The sequence below is a fragment of the Terrimonas sp. genome, assembly GCF_003075435.1.
Lineage (GTDB): Bacteria > Bacteroidota > Bacteroidia > Chitinophagales > Chitinophagaceae > Agriterribacter.
This window is the reverse complement of record NZ_QCZJ01000002.1, coordinates 224,487-243,195: the sequence shown is the minus strand read 5'-3', so window position 1 is coordinate 243,195 and position 18,709 is coordinate 224,487. Positions and strand designations below refer to the sequence as shown.

The following is an 18,709-nucleotide window of genomic DNA, read 5'->3' as shown; positions in this document are numbered from 1 at the left end:
TACTATTCTTCAAATATAAATTGAGTGTTGCAATCCTTCAGTGAAGGATGATGTAAATCTTTGTCTGATATAATGCTTTTATCAGCCGGAATTTTCCAGTCAATATTTAAATCTGCATCATTATACATAATACCCCCTTCCGCATTCTTATCATATAAATTATCGCATTTATACAGCACTTTAGCAGTTTCACTTATCACGGAAAAGCCATGCGCAAAACCTTTGGGAATTAATAATTGCAATTTGTTTTCGGAAGAAAGCTCCACGCCAAACCATTTGCCGAATGTTGGTGATCCTTCGCGGATATCTACTGCAACATCATAAATTTTTCCTTCCAGCACCCGAATTAACTTAGCTTGTGCTTTAGGATGATTTTGAAAATGTAATCCACGGATTACACCATAGCCTGAATACGACTCGTTATCCTGTACCCAATCAAATGCTAATCCTTCTGCTGCAAAAACTGCTTTATTAAAACTTTCAAAAAAGTATCCCCTGCTATCCTCAAAAACTTTTGGTTGAAATAACACCAGGCCGGGGATATCGGTTTTATTAAACGGCATGAATCAAATTATTATGCAGGGTGAAGATAAGAAGTAATATTACCTTTTATTGTATTGCTCAGAATAATATTGCTGGTATTGCCCTGAAGTAACATGATTTACCCAGGCTTCGTTTTGCAGATACCAATCCACTGTTTTTCCTAATCCTTCTTCAAATTGAAGCGAAGGTTTCCACCCCAGTTCATTATTGAGCTTAGAGGCATCAATAGCATAACGCAGATCATGCCCCATGCGATCTTTCACATGAGTAATGAGTTTTGCAGATGTGCCTTTTTCTCGTCCCAGTTTTTCATCCATAATATTGCAAAGCAAATGCACCAGGTCGATATTTTTCCATTCATTAAATCCGCCTATATTGTATTTCTCCCCTCTCCTTCCTTTGTGAAAAATCAGATCAATTGCTCTTGCATGATCCTCTACCCATAACCAGTCTCTCACATTTTCACCTTTTCCATACACCGGCAGGGGTTTATTATGCTTAATATTATTGATCATTAAAGGGATCAGTTTTTCCGGAAAATGATGAGAGCCATAATTATTTGAACAATTAGAAAGTACTACCGGTAAATCATATGTATGGTGATATGCCATTACCAAATGATCTGAAGAGGCTTTTGACGCGGAATATGGCGATCTTGGATCATACGGTGTTTCTTCTGTAAAAAATCCTGTTTCGCCTAATGAGCCATATACTTCATCAGTAGATACATGATAAAACAGGTTCTTATCACTGGCTTTATCCTTCCAGTGCTTACGGCAGGCATTCAATAAAATACCAGTTCCCAAAACATTCGTTCTTACAAAAGCAAGTGGGTCTGTTATAGAACGGTCAACATGACTTTCAGCGGCAAGATGAATAAAAGCATCAAAATTATATTTGGCAAAAAGCTCCTCAATCTTGTTCTCGTCGCATATATCGGCATGCTCAAATGCATAATTAGGCTTGCTTTCAATATCCCTTAAATTTTCGAGATTGCCCGCATAAGTAAGCGCATCAACATTTACGATAAAGTACTCGGGATATTTATTTACAAACAGGCGTAAAACATGAGAGCCGATAAAACCGGCTCCTCCTGTTATTGCTATTATTTTCTGATATTTGTCCATTACAAACTCCAGTATTTCAATTTTGAGAATCTGCCGCGATACAAGCCTTTTAAGTCAGCAAAAATAGCACTAGGATTGGTAATAGAAAGTAAATAATCTTCGGTAAGGTTCTTATATTCAGTATGAGGAACAGCGAGAATGACCGCATCGTAATTTTTTCCTGTTGCAGGAGATAATGCAAATCCATACTCATGCTGAAGCTCTTCACTATCAGCATACGGATCAACTATATCTACATTAAGCGAATAGGCCCTCAACTCTCGAACCATATCAATCACCTTTGAATTTCTGATATCGCTTACATTCTCCTTAAAAGTAGCGCCCATTACTAATACTCTTGCACCTGTTGCCTCTTTTGCGTTTTTAATAATATGCTGCACTACTTTTTTTGCCACATACATAGGCATTTCATCGTTAATCACTCTTCCTGCAAGTATAACCCTGGATTCATAACCAAGTTCATTGGATTTATAGGTAAGATAATATGGATCAACGCCTATACAATGCCCGCCCACAAGTCCGGGTTGAAATTTCAGGAAATTCCATTTGGTGCCTGCAGCTTCAAGCACCTCAAATGTATTAATACCTACCATATCAAAAATGATAGATAGCTCATTCATCAACGCAATATTCAGATCGCGTTGGGTATTTTCAATAATTTTTGCAGCCTCCGCTACTTTTATGGATGATGCCCTGTGTATTCCCGCTTTTACCACTATTTCATACGTCTTTGCTATCTCTTCCGCAGATACTGCATCAGAACCCGAAACCACTTTAATGATTTTAGCAAGTGTATGTTCCTTATCTCCGGGATTAATACGCTCGGGCGAATATCCCAGTTTAAAATCTTCATTTAGTTTAAGTCCACTTAATTCTTCTATAATTGGTAAGCAATCCTCCTCGGTACAACCAGGGTATACGGTTGATTCATATACAACATAATCTCCTTTTTTTATTACTTTCCCGATTGTTTCAGAAGCTCTTTTCACTGGTATAAGATCCGGTACATTATGTTCGTCTACCGGTGTAGGCACGGCTACAATAAAAAATTTTGCTTCTCTTAATTCATCAAGTGAGTTTGTGAAATGAATATCGCAACCTGCAAATGCAGAGGATTCGAGCTCATTGCTTGGGTCAATACCATTCCTCATCATTTCAATGCGCTTTGCATTAATGTCAAAACCAATAACACTTACCCTTTTTGCAAACTCAAGAGCGATAGGAAGTCCTACATATCCTAACCCGATTACTGCCAATTTTGCCTTTTTGTTGATAACATCATCGTATATAAGCATACTTACTGTTTTTTAAATTCCTTAGGTTGTTTATACAGTTCTTCTTTGGGTAAGGATTTAAAATATTCATAGGTGATCTTCAGCCCTTCGGCTCTTTTAACTTTAGGTTCCCAATTCAATATACTTTTTGCCCTAGAAATATCAGGCTGTCTTTGCTTTGGATCGTCAGTAGGTAACGGTTTATAAACAATTTTCTGATGAGTGCCGGTAAGTTTTATTATTTCTTCAGCAAATTCTTTCAGGCTGATCTCATCCGGGTTCCCGATATTTACCGGTTGCTCATGATCGCTGTATAAAAGCCTGCAAATACCATCAATCAGATCATCAACATAGCAAAATGACCGTGTTTGCGAACCATCGCCAAATACGGTTAAGTCTTCTCCACGCAATGCCTGACCAATAAAAGCAGGTAATGCTCTGCCATCATTTAAACGCATTCTTGGTCCATAAGTATTAAAAATGCGGACAATTCTTGTTTCTACACCATGAAAAGTATGATATGCCATGGTTATGGCTTCCTGGAATCTTTTTGCTTCATCATATACGCCACGTGGGCCTACAGGATTTACGTTTCCCCAATAATCTTCATTTTGGGGATGCACAAGAGGATCACCATACACCTCTGAGGTAGAAGCAACCAGTATACGTGCTTGTTTTGCTTTTGCAAGACCAAGGCAATTATGTGTGCCTAAAGAGCCTACCTTAAGCGTTTGAATAGGAATCTTTAAATAATCTATAGGACTTGCCGGTGAGGCAAAGTGAAGAATATAATCCAGATCTCCGGGTATATGAATAAACTTTGAAACATCGTGATGATAAAATTCAAAGTTTTCTAATGGAAAGAGATTTTCAATATTTCTGACATCACCTGTGATGAAGTTGTCCATCCCAATAACATGGTAACCATCTTTAATAAAGCGGTTACACAAATGAGAGCCCAAAAAGCCGGCAGCACCGGTAATTAACACCCTTTTCCTGTTCATAAACTATAGTAGATTGGTTATATTTTTGATACGGGACGTCCAATACTTTCGTAATGAAACCCGATTTCTTTTATAGCATTTACATCAAACAAATTTCTGCCATCAAAAATGGCCTTATTCTTCAGCAGCTCAGCAATTTTTAAAAAGTCAGGCGTACGAAACTCGTTCCATTCAGTTGCTATTATAAGTGCGTCAGCGTTATTAAGACAGTCATATTGATTTTCTGCATATTCTATTCTATCACCTACTACCTGTTTAACATTATTCATAGCCTCAGGGTCGAAAGCGCTTATAGTAGCCCCGGCAGCCAAAAGTGATTCAATTATATATAAAGCCGGAGCTTCGCGAATATCATCTGTATTAGGCTTAAATGCGAGTCCCCATAAAGCGAATTTTTTATTGCTTATATCGCCCTTGAAGTAGTTTTTAATTTTAGGAATAAGATGAAGCTTTTGACTTTCATTAACATCCATCACGGCATTTAAAATCTTAAAATCATATTTTACTTCATTTGAGCTGTTAACCAGGGCCTGAACGTCTTTAGGAAAACAACTTCCGCCATAACCTATCCCGGGAAATAAAAACCGCTTTCCAATTCGCTCATCGCTTCCTATTCCTTTCCTAACCATATCCACATCTGCATCTAACCGCTCACATAACTGGGCAATTTCATTCATGAAAGATATCTTCATGGCAAGAAATGAATTAGCAGCATATTTGGTCAGCTCCGCAGAGCGTACATCCATAAAAATGATCGGGTTACCCTGCCTTACAAAAGGAGCATAGAGATCAAGCATTAATTTTTTTGCTCTTTCAGATGTTGTTCCTATTACTACCCTGTCCGGCTTCATAAAATCATCCACTGCAACACCTTCGCGCAAAAATTCAGGATTTGATACAACATCAAATGCCTCGGCAGCGCCTAAATCTTTACCGGCAGGCAATACTTTTTTTGAACTCTCTATTATTGTATTCGTTACTTTTTCGGCAGTACCCACCGGTACCGTACTTTTATCTACAATTACTTTGTATTGATCGGGCTGTATAATTTTTCCTAACTCTCCGGCTACACCCAGCACATATTTAAGATCAGCAGATCCATCTTCGCCGGGAGGCGTAGGCAATGCCAAAAAGATAATTTGTGCATCTTTTACCCCTTCAGCAAGGTTGGTAGTAAAATCAAGTCGTTTTTCTTTTAAATTTCTAAGGAATATCTTTTCCAGACCTGGTTCAAAAATGGTAATCTCGCCTTTTGAAAGCTTATTTACTTTATTAATATCTATATCAATACAGGTAACGGTATTCCCGGTTTCCGCAAAGCATGTTCCTGTAACTAATCCAACGTAGCCAGTACCTACAACTGCTATTTTCATTTTTTAATTTATTTATTTATATATTCTAAAACTTTCGACGCAATAAAGGCCAGTTGTTCCTCTTCCAGTTCAGTATGAATAGGAAGTGAAATAACTCTCTGAGTCAGCCAATCTGTTACAGGCAAGTTGAAATTGTTACCGCCGAATGAAGCAAACATTTTTTGGCGGTGGGCTGGTACAGGATAATAGATCATGGAAGGAATATTGTGTTCAGCTAAAAATGTATTTAAACCATTTCTGTCAACACGCTCCAGTACAAGCGTATATTGATGAAATACGTGATTGGTATATGACGGGATAAAAGGCGTGGCAATTTTTTCATTACCGGCAAATGCTTTTGTATAATATTGAGCTGCTTTTTGTCGCGCAGCAATATATTCATCAAGCTTTTTAAGCTTTACATTTAAAATTGCAGCCTGCAATGTATCAAGCCTGGAATTACAACCTACTACATCATGATAATACTTTACACTTTGTCCGTGATTAGCGATCATTTTTAGCTGAACGGCTAATTTATCATCATTTGTAAAAATAGCGCCGCCATCTCCATAACATCCAAGATTTTTTGAAGGAAAAAAAGACGTACATCCAATAGTGCCGATAGTTCCTGACTTCTTTTTGGTACCATCAGAAAAAGTAAAATCTGCACCTATTGCCTGGGCATTATCCTCAACTACAAACAAATTATGCTTACCGGCAATTTTCATGATTTCTTCCATATTGGCTGTTTGACCATACAGATGCACAGGAACAATTGCCTTTGTTTTACCTGTTATAGCTTTTTCAATAGCAGCAGGGTCAATACAAAAGGTTTTAGGATCAACTTCAACAAATACAGGTTTCAACCTCAACAGAGCAATAACTTCGGTAGTAGCTATATATGTAAAGGAAGGGGTTATAACTTCATCGCCAGGCTGTAATCCTAAAGCCATTAATGCTATCTGAAGCGCATCCGTTCCATTGGCGCAGGGTATTACATGTTTAACATCCAGGTATCCTGCCAGGTTTACTGCAAAATCCTGAACAGGTTTTCCATTAATGAACGCGCAACTATCTAATACACTATGAATGGCAGCATCTACATCCGTTTTAATATGCGTATACTGCTTCTGCAAATCAACCATCTGAATGGGAGTCATATAAATAAATGTGGTATTTAATAAAATGGTTGCAAAAATAGTAAAATATGCGTTGGTTGTTCAATACACATTAGTTTTGTATCATATTTTAAATATTGATAGTGATTACCATATTTTATAATCTGTTTGTTAGCATTTATCATTTGTCTATTCAACTGGCTGCTATATGGAATACAAAAGCCAGGTTGTGGATAACCGGCAGAAAGAATTTTTTCCCGCAACTGGAAGCAAAACTGCACAAATCAACCGATAATAAGGCAATAAAAATCTGGATGCATGCCTCATCGCTTGGAGAATTTGAACAGGGGCGGCCTTTGATTGAAGATTTAAAAAAGCAATACCCGGATTGTTATATTATCATTAGTTTTTTTTCACCATCAGGTTATGAAATAGCCAAAAAGTATAAAGGAGCTGATCTTATATGTTATTTGCCCATAGATACCCCGGCCAATGCTAAAAAGTTCATCAACCATATACAGCCAAACCTGGTATTATGGATCAGGTATGAATTTTGGCTAAACTACCTGGAAGAGTTAAAAAGAAAAAATATTCCGTTATTGCTGATTTCAGCAAATCTTAGAAAAAAAGGAATATTTAAAAACGTATACAACTATTACCGTAAAAGATTATTCAATGCTTTTACACACATTTTTGTACAAACCAGGGAATCGGAACAAATACTCCATGGAATGGGCTTTACGCGAAATGTGAGCATTTCCGGCGATACCCGGTTTGACAGGGTAATAAGCATTGCTGGTAAATTTGAAGACATTGCGTTGGTTAAAAGATTCTGTGGACAACACCGCGTGATTGTTGCCGGCAGCACCTGGACTGACGATGAAGAAGTGCTTATACATTATGCCAAAATAAAAACTGAGATCAAATTCATCGTTGCGCCGCATGAAGTAGACCGGGAAAATGTGCTCGATCTGCAAAAAGAATTTCCCAACTCTATTCTTTTTTCTGAGCTAAGCGCGGCTGAGGATGGATCAGAAAATTTATACGATGATAATATTATCAACACCCTGATCATTGATAATATAGGCATGCTTTCACGCCTGTATGCCTATGCGGATATAACGTATATAGGCGGAGGTTTTTCTGATAGCGGACTGCACAATATTCTAGAAGCTGCCGTGTATGGCAAGCCTGTATTTTTCGGACCATTCTTCAAAAAAAATTATGAAGCGGAAGAAATGATAGATGCGGGAGGAGCTTTTAGCATTGAAAATGCCTTAGAGCTTGAAAAGGAATTAAACAATCTGTGGGCAAACGAAGAAGCATTAAAAAGTAGCAGTAATGCCGCAAAGGAATACGTTTATAAAAACGCCGGCGCTACAAGCCATATTTTGAATTATATCTATAAAAATCTTCTTCGAACCAACTGATCAAATTGCTTTACCAGCACATGATCTTCCAGCCAGCCTAATTTAAGTTTCAGCTCCCGTTGTATCCAGAATTCAGCCTCTGGATATATGGTAAAATGATTGATGGTTTTAAGTGAACGCTCATACATGGCTTCATCGCCCCTGAAAAGTTCTGTAATAAAAATATACCTGTCGTTTACACCAATGGCCTTTTTTAAATCTTTCAGTGGCTCATCATTAAATTTCTCACCTATTTCTCTTTTTTGCTCAAATAACTTATCATTTAATGAGGTACTCTCCTTTCCTATCACTTCATTCAATTCTTTTACTTTTGGCTGATGCGATAAGGTTGGCACTTCTTCAAAAACATTAAAAGAATTTTGTGTAACAGGCTGTACTTCTTTTTTATTTTCAACAAACAAACTGTTATCAGGCTGCTCCTGAATTTTTACCTCTTCCACTTTTACTTTAACAAAATCTTCAGGCATGGCAATTTCTTCGTCAATGGTTTTAGTAGCAATGTTGCTCGGCATTACAACAGCAATTTTCCTGCGGTTGCCTGCACCCGCCTGCTGTTTCAGCAAAAACACTTCTGTTTGCAGCATTTGTAATACATGCATCAACTGATCAGGAGACGCTTTTTCCTGGTGAAGTTCCTGCAATTTGTTTATCAAAACCCCGATTCGTTCCATTGAATATGGTATTTTTGAGCGGTATTGATTTAAAGACTGTTAAAAAGTGTGGTGAAGTTACAAACACCTTGCCATAAAATTATTATAAATGTTTACAGAGCCCCATATAAAAGGAGAAAGAAGAGGTTGGATTGAAGTGATCTGTGGTTCTATGTTCAGCGGTAAAACAGAAGAGCTTATCCGCAGGCTGAAGCGTGCACGCATAGCTAATATGAAAGTGGAGATTTTTAAGCCTTCGGTTGATACACGCTTCAGGGAAAAAGAAATAGTATCCCACGATGAAAATTCCATCATCTCAACACCTGTTGATAACTCCGCCAGCATACTGTTATTAAGCAAAGATGTAGATGTTGTTGGCATTGATGAAGCACAGTTTTTTGATGATAATATAACCGGGGTTTGTAATGAACTGGCTTTAAGCGGCATCAGGGTAATTGTGGCAGGCTTAGACATGGATTACACGGGAAAACCCTTCGGGCAGATGCCCGGCCTATTAGCAGTTGCAGAATATATAACAAAGCTGCATGCCATATGTGTGAAATGTGGCAATATTGCCAGTTATTCCTGGCGAAAAAGTACACATAAAGACCAGGTGGTTTTAGGTGAAAAAGATATTTACGAACCCCGCTGCAGGTATTGTTATAACCTGGAAGAATAAGATAACAGGGATTATTATATGAATGCAATTACCCGGATTTTTGCTTTGCTCAAAAAAGATCTGTTGCTTGAATTACGGCAGCAGTATACTTTTTATGGTGTATTATTATATATTGCCTCAACAGTATTTGTTTTGTACCTCGCCATTCAACAACCAGAAACCGATGTATGGAACGGTTTATTCTGGATGATACAATTATTTATTTGCGTTAATGCTGTTGCTAAAAGTTTTTTGCAGGAAAGCCGGGGAAGAATGCTTTATTTCTATACCATTGCCGGTCCGGGTAATTTTATCATTGCCAAATTACTGTATAATTTAATCATCATGCTCATCATGAGCCTGGTAAGTCTTGGACTTTTTATTTTGATGATCGGCAACCCGCTAATAAATTTCTTTCATTTTTTGGGTATAGTAAGCCTGGGCTCGGTAAGCCTGAGCCTTGTATTTACCATGCTGGCTGCCATTGCTGCAAAAGCCCAGCAACAGGCTTCGCTGATGGCTATTATGGGATTCCCTATTATAATCCCGCAACTGCTTTTATTAATGCGCATTTCAAAAGCAGGGTTTGGAGAAACATTTAAAGAAACTGCCTTATCAGATATGATCTGGCTGCTTTCAGGATTAGATTTACTGGTAATAATAATGGCTATTATCCTCTTCCCTTTTTTATGGAAAGATTAAACAGCATTGCTCATTCATTAAATTGATGTAGGTTTGTCGCTATAATAAATTCAATGGGATGAAACTATCCTGGTGGAAATTACTCTGTATTGTATTACTATCTTACGTTTTGCTTGGCGGTCTTTTAATGGATGTACCCCGTAAAGCCATTCTTAATGAAACGATCCGGAACATTTATTATCATGTGCCTATGTGGTTTGGCATGATGGTATTATGTGGTATCTCCGTATATCATTCCATCCGGTTTTTGAGAAAGCCGGATATGCTTAGTGATATTAAAGCTACCTCCTATGCTGCTACCGGCATGTTATATGGTGCGCTTGGCATTATTACCGGGGCTATATGGGCAAAATACACCTGGGGCAAACCCTGGAGTAACGACATTAAGCAGGTTGGCGCTGCTATAGCGCTGTTAATATATGCAGCTTATTTTGTTTTGAGAAATTCCATAACAGATATTGACAAACGGGCAAGGGTAGGCGCAGTTTATAACATATTCGCATTTGCAATGCTTTTGCCGGCATTATGGATCATTCCCCGCATGATGGAATCTTTGCATCCGGGTGGAATGGGCAACCCTGGCGCGGACCCGAGAGATATGGATGCTCGGATGAGATTGATCTTTTGGCCTGCAGCCGTTCCTGGTTTTATTATATTGGGTATATGGATCAGTTCCCTTACCGTTCGCATTCGTAAAATTGAAGATAAAAACCTTTTACATGTTTAAGTTTTTACGTAAGAAAGCTTTTCTTTTTAGCGTATTGTTTTTTAGCGTATGCTCATCTTTTGCGCAAACCGAGGTAGAAATGGCTGATGGCATGCGTGCCAATGGAAAAATCTATGTAGTGGTTGCCGTGCTCGCTGTAATTTTTTTCGGATTGTTTATTTTCCTCATCAATTTAGACAGGAAAATAAGCAGGCTTGAAAGAGAAAAGGGGAAACAATAATTGTTGCCTTCTGAGTGTTTATTTGCTAACGATAAATTTTTAAAAGCTTCCATATGTCTGCTCAACAGGAATACAGTTTCTTCGATGCCGTTTCGGCAAGTTTTGATAAAGCAGCAAAATTCACCAACTGGGATCCGGGTTTACTGGAACAGATCAAACAATGTAATTCCGTTTACAGGATGCATTTTCCTGTAAAAATTGGCGATAAGATTGAAGTGATCAAAGCCTACCGTGTTCAACATTCTCACCATAAAACGCCGTGCAAAGGAGGGATACGTTTTGCCACAACGGTAAACCTTGATGAAGTAATGGCGCTTGCCGCGCTTATGACTTACAAATGCGCGATTGTAAACGTTCCGTTCGGCGGCGCTAAAGGCGGTATAAATATTGATCCTAAAAAATATACGCCCTATGAGCTGGAAAAAATCACAAGACGTTATACCCACGAATTAATTAAGAAAAATTTTATTGGACCAGGAACCGATGTTCCTGCTCCGGATTATGGCACGGGAGAGAAAGAAATGTCGTGGATAGTGGATACATATACGAGTATGAAGCCTGGCGAAATTGATGCATTAGCCTGTGTTACCGGGAAACCTGTTACACAGGGAGGTGTACGTGGCAGGCGTGAAGCTACAGGTTTAGGTGTTTTTTACGGTATAAGAGAAATCTGCCGTATGTCCGACCTGATGGCAAAAGTTGGCTTATCTACAGGCATAAAGGGGAAAAAAGTGATAGTGCAGGGACTGGGAAATGTAGGATACCATGCAGCAAAATTTTTTAGAGAAGGCGGTGCGACAGTAATAGCTCTTGCAGAAATGGAAGGCGCTATTTATAATCCTGCAGGTTTGAATGAAGAAGAGGTTTTTCAACACCGGAAAAAAGAAGGCACCATTCTTAATTTTCCCGACGCTGAAAATATTTTATTCTCGGCAGATGCGCTGGAAATGGAATGTGATATACTGATACCTGCTGCATTGGAAAACGTGATCAATGGAGAGAATGCTCCCCGCATAAAAGCAAAAATCATTGGTGAAGCCGCCAACGGACCGCTTACTCCTGAAGCGGACGAAGTGTTTATCAAAAAAGGCATTTTGGTTGTTCCGGACATGTATCTCAATGCAGGTGGTGTAACCGTAAGTTATTTTGAGTGGCTTAAAAACCTTAGCCATGTTCGCTATGGCCGAATGGAAAAAAGATTTACAGAAAACCTGAACAGCAAAATTTTAGAGCAAATAGAAGAACTAACCGGCAAAGAGGTGCCACCCGGTGAAAGAGAAGCCATTATGCATGGAGCGGATGAAGCAGACCTCGTATATAGCGGGCTGGAAGAAACGATGATCGGGGCAACACGGGAGATTGTTGATGTATGGAAAAACAATCCTGACATACCTGATATGCGAACAGCCGCGTATGTGGTTGCGATAAATAAAGTAGGAACCAGCTATGCCGAGTTAGGAATATTTCCTTAAACAGCGCATAAAGCTTTTTCGTTTGAGCTGATTAATATAGCTGCAAATATGCCTCTATAAATGTAATATGGAAACTAATTTTCATACTGCTTATTTTTTTAAACAGATAAAATCCACGCCTGCATTGATTCTTCTTATTCAAGCTGATTTTAAAAAAAAATCTTTCCTATTTTATTACAAATCTTTTTTGCGAATTAAAATCGCCCGCTTACTTTTGCCGCGGAGAGATGGCAGAGCGGTCGAATGCGGCGGTCTTGAAAACCGTTGACTGTCACAGGTCCGGGGGTTCGAATCCCTCTCTCTCCGCCAGTAAGGTTTCAAAACTCACTAAATCCCTGCAAATCGTTGATTATGTAGGGATTTTTATTTGGCACTATGCCAAACCATTCATCTAAAACCAAAGTTTAGGTGAGTAATTCGGTGAGTTCGTTTTCTCTCAAAATTTACTCACCAACTTTTCCTGAAACACTTGTCCAGCAAGCAGTTCAGCATTTGAACATCTTGTTTGCAGTCGGTAATGAATCTAATTTTATCACTGCAAAAAGGTCACCACACCATGCAATCAAATTTCAATTTTCTCTTCTATTTGAAGAAACCCAAAGGTTATGTATCAGGTCCGGTACCTATCTACTTACGCATTACCGTAGATGGGCAAAGAACCGAAATGTCTGTAGGCAGGGATTGCCTGCCAGAAAAATGGAATACTCAGGCAGGTTTAGCATCAGGCACCAAAGAAGATATTAAAGCCCTCAATGCCTACCTGAATATTTTGCAGGCAAAAATTCACCAGCATCATGCTTTATTATTGGCTGCAGGCGAGCCGGTAACTGCCGAGGTACTTAAAAATAAAGTATCGGGAAAAACAGAAAGAGGCAGAAGCCTGGTTAAAATCTTCCAAGACCATAATAACAAAATCGAAGCCCTGTTAAATGACGAGTTTGCACCTGGCACTTTGGAGCGTTACAAAACATCACTCAAGCACACCATTGATTTCCTAAAATGGAAATACAATGTTTCAGACATTGACATAAAAAAGATTGACCACGCCTTTGTAACAGAATATGAGTTTTATCTCCGCAGCGTTCGCAAGTGCAACAACAATACTGCAGTCAAGTACATCAAAAATTTTGGCAAAATCATCCGCATTTGCATAGCCAATGGCTGGCTGGATAAGAACCCTTTTGTAAACTACAAAGCCAAAGTAAAAGAAGTTGAAAGGGCGTACCTGGTACAGGAAGAAATACAGGCGATTGTTGACAAAGAATTTGCTTCCGAAAGACTCAACCAGGTAAAAGACATTTTTTTGTTTAGTTGCTTTACCGGGCTGGCGTATATAGATGTAAAGCAGCTAACCCTTACCAATATTGGATTAGGTATTGATGGCGGCAAATGGATATTTACTAACCGACAGAAAACAGATAGCCGTTCCAATATTCCATTGCTACCGATGGCAGAAGATATTTTGAACAAATACAAGCAGCATCCGCAATGCCTGAATGAAGGCAAGCTGTTGCCAGTACTAAGCAATCAAAAAATGAACAGTTATCTAAAAGAGATTGCAGACCTATGCGAAATCAATAAGGAACTTACTTTCCACATTGCCCGCCATACCTTCGCCACTACTGTTACGCTTACCAATGGTGTGCCTATCGAAAGTGTAAGTAAAATGCTGGGACATAAAAACCTACGAACCACACAGCATTATGCAAAGATTTTGGATAGAAAAGTGAGTGACGATATGAAAATATTGAAAGATAGGTTAATGCATCAAAATCTAAATCAGTCAAAAGCCGTCATAAACTGACGCAAAGAATTAATTTTGTTAATCTAAAACATAGTCAAAGGATGAAAAGTAGGCTTTTTATATTTTACCTTGTATTACTACTTATTTCTTGTAACCAACCAGCAAAACAATTACCCATTCTCGGTAATCCAACGGTTTCAGGCAATGACACTACTTACCCAACTATTGCTAATTTTTCTCTCACCAATCAAGATGGTCAAACCGTAACCAACCAAACATTCGCAAACAAAATTTATGTGGCTGATTTTATATTTCTATCCTGCCCTACCATTTGCCCTAAAATGACGAGGGAAATGTATAATGCTTATCTGCCTTATGCCACAGATGAAAGAGTGGCTTTTATTTCCCATACGATAGACCCTGAACATGACACAATCCCAAGATTAAAAGCCTATGCAACTAATTTAGGCGTTTCATCTCCTAAATGGCAGTTTGTAACGGGCAACCAGGATAGTATCCTAAACCTTTCGGAACATTCCTATTTCTCAACAGCTTACCCGGACAGCACTTCGCCGGGTGGGTTTACCCATAGCGGCGGCTTGCTCCTGGTAGATAAGAACCGCCATATAAGGGGCGTTTATAACAGCACAAAGCCCGAGGAAACCCAAAGGCTTATAAGCGATATTCAAACTCTTCTGAAAGAACAATTTTAGCCTTACTTTTGCATCATTGAAAAAGATAGTCTCCATATTATTGATTTTTGCTTTCCTGCTTCAAAGCACCAGTCAGTTGTGGATTATGCTTTCATTTAAAATAAACCAGGATTATATTGCTGCCAACCTTTGTATAAATCGCTTCGAAGCCATTCCTGTTTGTAAAGGTTCTTGTTATTTAGAAAATCAATTAAACCAGGACCAAAAACAGCAGCAAAAATTCCCCGACTTAAAAACAAAAGAAATCAACCTCTTTTGCCAGGATAATTCCACCGAATTGCAAAAGCCGGTTATATTTCTAAGTAGCAATATTTCTCACCCGTATCTTAACACCTCCTTTATCACTTCCGATTATTTACGGTCAGTCTTTCGTCCGCCTTCTCCTATTGTTTAACACTACAGTTTTTATTAGTTAAACAATTCAACAATTTTAATGGGTATTAAAACAGCCGACATTGCTGTTTACCCTGTTAGTGTTTTTAATTCAGGCAACAAATCGTTTTGGTTTGGTTCGCTGGAAAGGATTTTAGAACATCATCCTTTCCTGGAACATCCGCACAAGCAATTATTTTATATGTTGTTGTTTGTGGAAAAAGCCAATGGTAGTGTAATAATTGACAATGCCACCATAAGGCTTGACGAGGCTAAGGTTATTTGTATAAAGCCTAACAGTGTATTCAGCTTAGATATCAACAGAACAGCAAGAGGTTTTGCCATTTGCTTTACAGAAAGTTTTTTTTCGTTACGGTACAATAACAATGTACTGTACCAGTTCTCATTTTTGAAAAAGAATGCAGAAAGCTATGTACGCCTTACACTAAAACAAACTGAAAGATGGAACAATATTTTGCAACTGATGCAGGAAGAAACATCTGCTGAGCAAAAAGGGGTTGAAAAAGTATTACGTTCTTACCTTAATATTCTTTTGTATGATTTGGACAGGAAGTTTCATAAACATGCAGCAGCAGAAAAAGTAAATAGCAAGGATGAAAAAATAATATTGTTTGAAAAGCTGCTGGAGGAGAATTACACAGCACAAAAAACTCCCTCCTTTTACGCAAAGCGGTTGCATATTACCACCAATTATTTAAATAAGTTATGTCACGATTACAGAGGTGTTACTGGCGGCGAATTGATAAGAAAAAGAATAACCATTGAAGCCCAGCGACTGCTGCATTATACTTCCCTGTCTGTAGCAGAAGTAGCGTACAAATTAGGTTTTGAAAGCCCCTCATACTTCATCACATTTTTTAAAAAGAATACAGGTACAACGCCTGAATATTTCAGGAAAAGCAATCACTAAATGAAAAAGCAGATAACATATCCCAAGCCCATACGGGTTGAAATTATAAAAGGAAAAGTCACCATCGTTAAAGACCGTTTGGTAATCATCAAACCGGTTTATTACAACTAAAAATAATTACAATGGAAACAACTGAAGTAATAAAAAAGCATGAAAAAAGATTCAACAGGATAAGAGTAATGGTAAAATTTTTACTGATTGTACTCTTCGCAGGAATCATTGCTTTACAATGGAACCATATTATTCAACTTTTAAAGTCCGTTTGGACAAATATTTAATCAACACAAAAAACAGAAATAAAGAAATGAAAAAAATTACTTTCACTTTCCTGCTGGTTGTCTTTGTGGCAGCACTGCAGGCACAATCTATTAAAGGAAAAATTACCGGCTCAAATGGCAATCCAATAGAAGCAGCAACTATCAAAATTTTAAATACAGATAAAACAACACTGACCGACAAACAGGGAAACTTCAGTTTTGCCAATCTTAGTACGGGAAATTACCAGTTAAGTTTTAGTTCTGTTGGTTATGCAGCACAATTAAAAAATATAGATGTTTCTTCAAAACAGCCAGCAGAAATAACGATTACTTTAATAGAGCAAAGCAAACAATTAGCTGAAGTTATAGTAACCGCAGATAAAGTGGAAGCCAACTTACAAAAAACACCCTTAGCAGTTACTGCCTTAAATGCAAAGCAGTTAGAAGAATACAGGGTGTGGACTATCAGCGACCTTACGGCATTAGCACCCAGCACCTTCATAGTAGAACATGGAAATAGCACCGGCTCTAATTTTTTGAATATCCGTGGCTCTATGGGCTTTTCAAACGACCAGGCTGTAGCTGTATATGTAGATGGCGTGTATCAATTCGATTATTTTTCTGCACCAATTAATTTCAGCAATATCGAAAGGGTTGAAATTTTGCGTGGTCCGCAAGGTACACTCTATGGCAGGAATGCATTTGGCGGCGTACTGAATGTTATTACCAAAAGACCGGCGAATAAAACAACCGGATTCGCTGAAATAGACTTTGGCATTTACGGGCAACAGCGTTACAGTGCAGGTTTCAACACTCCAATAATAAAAAATAAATTGTTTGTTAATGCCGGTTTTCAATCCAACAACCGTGGTGCTGTTTATGAAAATCCTACATTGAATACAAAGAAATTTGACCACCATAACGCTTACAGCGGAAATGTGAACCTGAAATATCTTGTATCGGATAAATGGACGATAGACCTGAATACAAGGTATGAGAATGATAAAGATAAAGGGGCTTATCCGTGGGCTGCTACAGACAGTGCTGCAAGAGCTAATCCTTACAAAGTTTTTGGCAACTGGGATAATACCGAACGTAGAACCAATTTCAATACTTCTTTGGCTTTAAAATATTTTGGCAGGAATTTTAACTTCACATCAATTACAGCTTTTGTAGATTATCATATCTGGCTTCCGGGAAGATTTGATTTTGATTTTGGTCCAGACCAGTTAATCAGCTTTACTACCTGGTCAAGACAAAATGAACTCACACAGGAGTTTCGCTTCTCTTCGCCTGCCAATGCCGGTAAATGGAAATGGACGGCAGGTTCATTTTTATTTGGAGAGAAAATAAAGAACGGCAGCACTACTTATTTTGACCAGGATTATGCATTATTCGACCCGAATGCTCCTTATGCCTCTATTAGCAACGGCAAAAGAAAAGCCTACGGAGTTGCATTTTACGGGCAGACCACTTACGCGGTTACGCCAAAATTTGATATAACAGCCGGCGCAAGATATGATGTAGAACGCAGGGAACTTACCCAAAATTCAGCGTATGAGAAAAATGGTATTGTTATGCCGTTAACTGCCGATAGCACAGCAAAGAAAACGTTCAACGCTTTTACCCCAAAGGTTATCTTAAGTTACAAATTAACGGATAAGTCGATGGTGTATGCGTCTTATGCAAAAGGGTTCAGGGTAGGCGGATTTAATTTCGGTAGTACAACCAACCCAACATACAATCCGGAAAAATCAGACAACTATGAATTAGGAATTAAAAACTCATTGTTGAACAACAGGCTTAAAATAAATCTTACTGCTTTCTATTTTCAACAAAAAGACCAGCAGGTTTCCACTTCTCAGGACGGTATAAATTATGCAACGCTGAATGTAGGCGATATGGATAATTATGGATTGGAACTGGAAGCATCAGCTCTTCCTGCAAAGAACCTGCAAGTAGACTGGACTGCCAGCACATCGCATAGCGAATACAAAAAGCTGGAACTATTTGATGCCAATACGCTCACAGTAAAAGATTACAAAGGGAATAAAGCAATTAATAATCCTGCTTTACAGTCAATGCTTGCGGTTCAATATGGTATTCCGTTTTCAAAATCTGCTCAAAATTTCAAAGCATTTGTAAGAGGCGAATTCAGGTATATCGGTAAATACGAATTGGATTTTGTTAATCAATACCACCAGGATGCCTACGGTATGCTCAATACCAGGGCTGGTGTAACCAGTAATCATTTTGATGTTGCACTATGGGTTCGCAACCTTACTGATGTACGTTATATGGCTTATGGTTATGGCTCTTATATGATGGGACTTCCAAGGATGTGGGGCCTTACATTAACCGGTAAATTTTAATTTCTAATCTTTAGTGAAGGGCAGCACATTGCCTTTCACTATT

18 protein-coding genes and 1 tRNA gene are annotated in these 18,709 nt (G+C 38.4%); 12 read left to right on the top strand and 7 right to left on the bottom strand.

What is annotated here, in order from left to right; all coding sequences use genetic code 11:
- Positions 1–2 precede the first annotated feature (2 nt).
- Genes rfbC through DC498_RS03660 form a run of 6 tightly spaced genes read right to left on the bottom strand, consistent with a single transcriptional unit; the run spans position 3 to position 6,460 of the window.
- Complete coding sequence (gene rfbC / locus DC498_RS03685) at positions 3–563, bottom strand: dTDP-4-dehydrorhamnose 3,5-epimerase (protein WP_116872776.1); 561 nt, start codon at positions 561–563, stop codon at positions 3–5.
- Between the two features lie 39 nt (positions 564–602).
- Entirely contained in the window at positions 603–1,670 is a 1,068-nt protein-coding gene (gene rfbB / locus DC498_RS03680; RefSeq protein WP_116872775.1) for a dTDP-glucose 4,6-dehydratase, read from the bottom strand.
- A complete protein-coding gene (locus tag DC498_RS03675; RefSeq protein ID WP_240627842.1) occupies positions 1,670–2,965 on the bottom strand; it encodes a nucleotide sugar dehydrogenase in 1,296 nt (431 codons plus the stop codon). Before DC498_RS03675 ends, rfbB begins: the two co-directional genes overlap by 1 nt.
- A gap of 2 nt (positions 2,966–2,967) precedes the next feature.
- Positions 2,968–3,948, bottom strand: a complete 981-nt coding sequence (locus DC498_RS03670) for a UDP-glucuronic acid decarboxylase family protein (RefSeq protein ID WP_116872774.1) — start codon at positions 3,946–3,948, stop codon at positions 2,968–2,970.
- A gap of 17 nt (positions 3,949–3,965) precedes the next feature.
- The gene (locus DC498_RS03665; RefSeq protein WP_116872773.1) at positions 3,966–5,321 is read right to left on the bottom strand and encodes a UDP-glucose dehydrogenase family protein; all 1,356 of its coding nucleotides are present in this window, start codon (positions 5,319–5,321) and stop codon (positions 3,966–3,968) included.
- An 8-nt stretch (positions 5,322–5,329) separates the two neighbouring features.
- Positions 5,330–6,460, bottom strand: a complete 1,131-nt coding sequence (locus DC498_RS03660) for a DegT/DnrJ/EryC1/StrS family aminotransferase (protein WP_116872772.1) — start codon at positions 6,458–6,460, stop codon at positions 5,330–5,332.
- Positions 6,461–6,561: 101 nt separating this feature from the next.
- Between DC498_RS03660 and DC498_RS03655 the strand changes: the two genes are divergently transcribed.
- Complete coding sequence (locus tag DC498_RS03655) at positions 6,562–7,848, top strand: 3-deoxy-D-manno-octulosonic acid transferase (RefSeq protein WP_116872771.1); 1,287 nt, start codon at positions 6,562–6,564, stop codon at positions 7,846–7,848.
- Here the strand turns inward: DC498_RS03655 and DC498_RS03650 are convergent.
- Entirely contained in the window at positions 7,821–8,519 is a 699-nt protein-coding gene (locus tag DC498_RS03650; RefSeq protein ID WP_116872770.1) for a hypothetical protein, read from the bottom strand. The two genes, DC498_RS03655 and DC498_RS03650, sit on opposite strands and share 28 nt — an antisense overlap.
- Before the next feature lie 88 nt (positions 8,520–8,607).
- Here DC498_RS03650 and DC498_RS03645 point away from each other — a divergent pair, with 88 nt between their 5' ends.
- The 11 genes from DC498_RS03645 (at position 8,608) to DC498_RS03595 (ending at position 18,666) form a co-directional block, all read left to right on the top strand.
- A complete protein-coding gene (locus tag DC498_RS03645) occupies positions 8,608–9,177 on the top strand; it encodes a thymidine kinase (protein ID WP_116872769.1) in 570 nt (189 codons plus the stop codon).
- An 18-nt stretch (positions 9,178–9,195) separates the two neighbouring features.
- The gene (locus DC498_RS03640; RefSeq protein ID WP_116872768.1) at positions 9,196–9,858 is read left to right on the top strand and encodes a heme exporter protein CcmB; all 663 of its coding nucleotides are present in this window, start codon (positions 9,196–9,198) and stop codon (positions 9,856–9,858) included.
- Between the two features lie 58 nt (positions 9,859–9,916).
- Positions 9,917–10,585, top strand: a complete 669-nt coding sequence (ccsA, locus tag DC498_RS03635) for a cytochrome c biogenesis protein CcsA (RefSeq protein WP_116872767.1) — start codon at positions 9,917–9,919, stop codon at positions 10,583–10,585.
- Positions 10,578–10,805 (top strand): CcmD family protein, encoded by a 228-nt coding sequence (locus tag DC498_RS03630; RefSeq protein WP_165813741.1) that lies wholly within the window; start codon positions 10,578–10,580, stop codon positions 10,803–10,805. The genes ccsA and DC498_RS03630 overlap by 8 nt, the downstream gene beginning before the upstream one ends.
- A 53-nt stretch (positions 10,806–10,858) precedes the next feature.
- Entirely contained in the window at positions 10,859–12,277 is a 1,419-nt protein-coding gene (locus DC498_RS03625; protein ID WP_116872766.1) for a Glu/Leu/Phe/Val family dehydrogenase, read from the top strand.
- Positions 12,278–12,498: 221 nt separating this feature from the next.
- Positions 12,499–12,586, top strand: a tRNA-Ser gene (locus DC498_RS03620).
- 247 nt (positions 12,587–12,833) lie between these two features.
- On the top strand, positions 12,834–14,081 hold the full coding sequence (locus DC498_RS03615) for a site-specific integrase (RefSeq protein WP_116872961.1): 1,248 nt from the start codon (positions 12,834–12,836) through the stop codon (positions 14,079–14,081).
- 41 nt (positions 14,082–14,122) lie between these two features.
- A complete protein-coding gene (locus tag DC498_RS03610; protein ID WP_116872765.1) occupies positions 14,123–14,734 on the top strand; it encodes an SCO family protein in 612 nt (203 codons plus the stop codon).
- A gap of 433 nt (positions 14,735–15,167) precedes the next feature.
- On the top strand, positions 15,168–16,037 hold the full coding sequence (locus tag DC498_RS03600) for an AraC family transcriptional regulator (protein WP_116872763.1): 870 nt from the start codon (positions 15,168–15,170) through the stop codon (positions 16,035–16,037).
- Positions 16,038–16,159: 122 nt separating this feature from the next.
- Entirely contained in the window at positions 16,160–16,315 is a 156-nt protein-coding gene (locus DC498_RS26085; protein WP_165813740.1) for a hypothetical protein, read from the top strand.
- 26 nt (positions 16,316–16,341) lie between these two features.
- Complete coding sequence (locus DC498_RS03595; protein WP_116872960.1) at positions 16,342–18,666, top strand: TonB-dependent receptor; 2,325 nt, start codon at positions 16,342–16,344, stop codon at positions 18,664–18,666.
- Positions 18,667–18,709 lie beyond the last annotated feature (43 nt).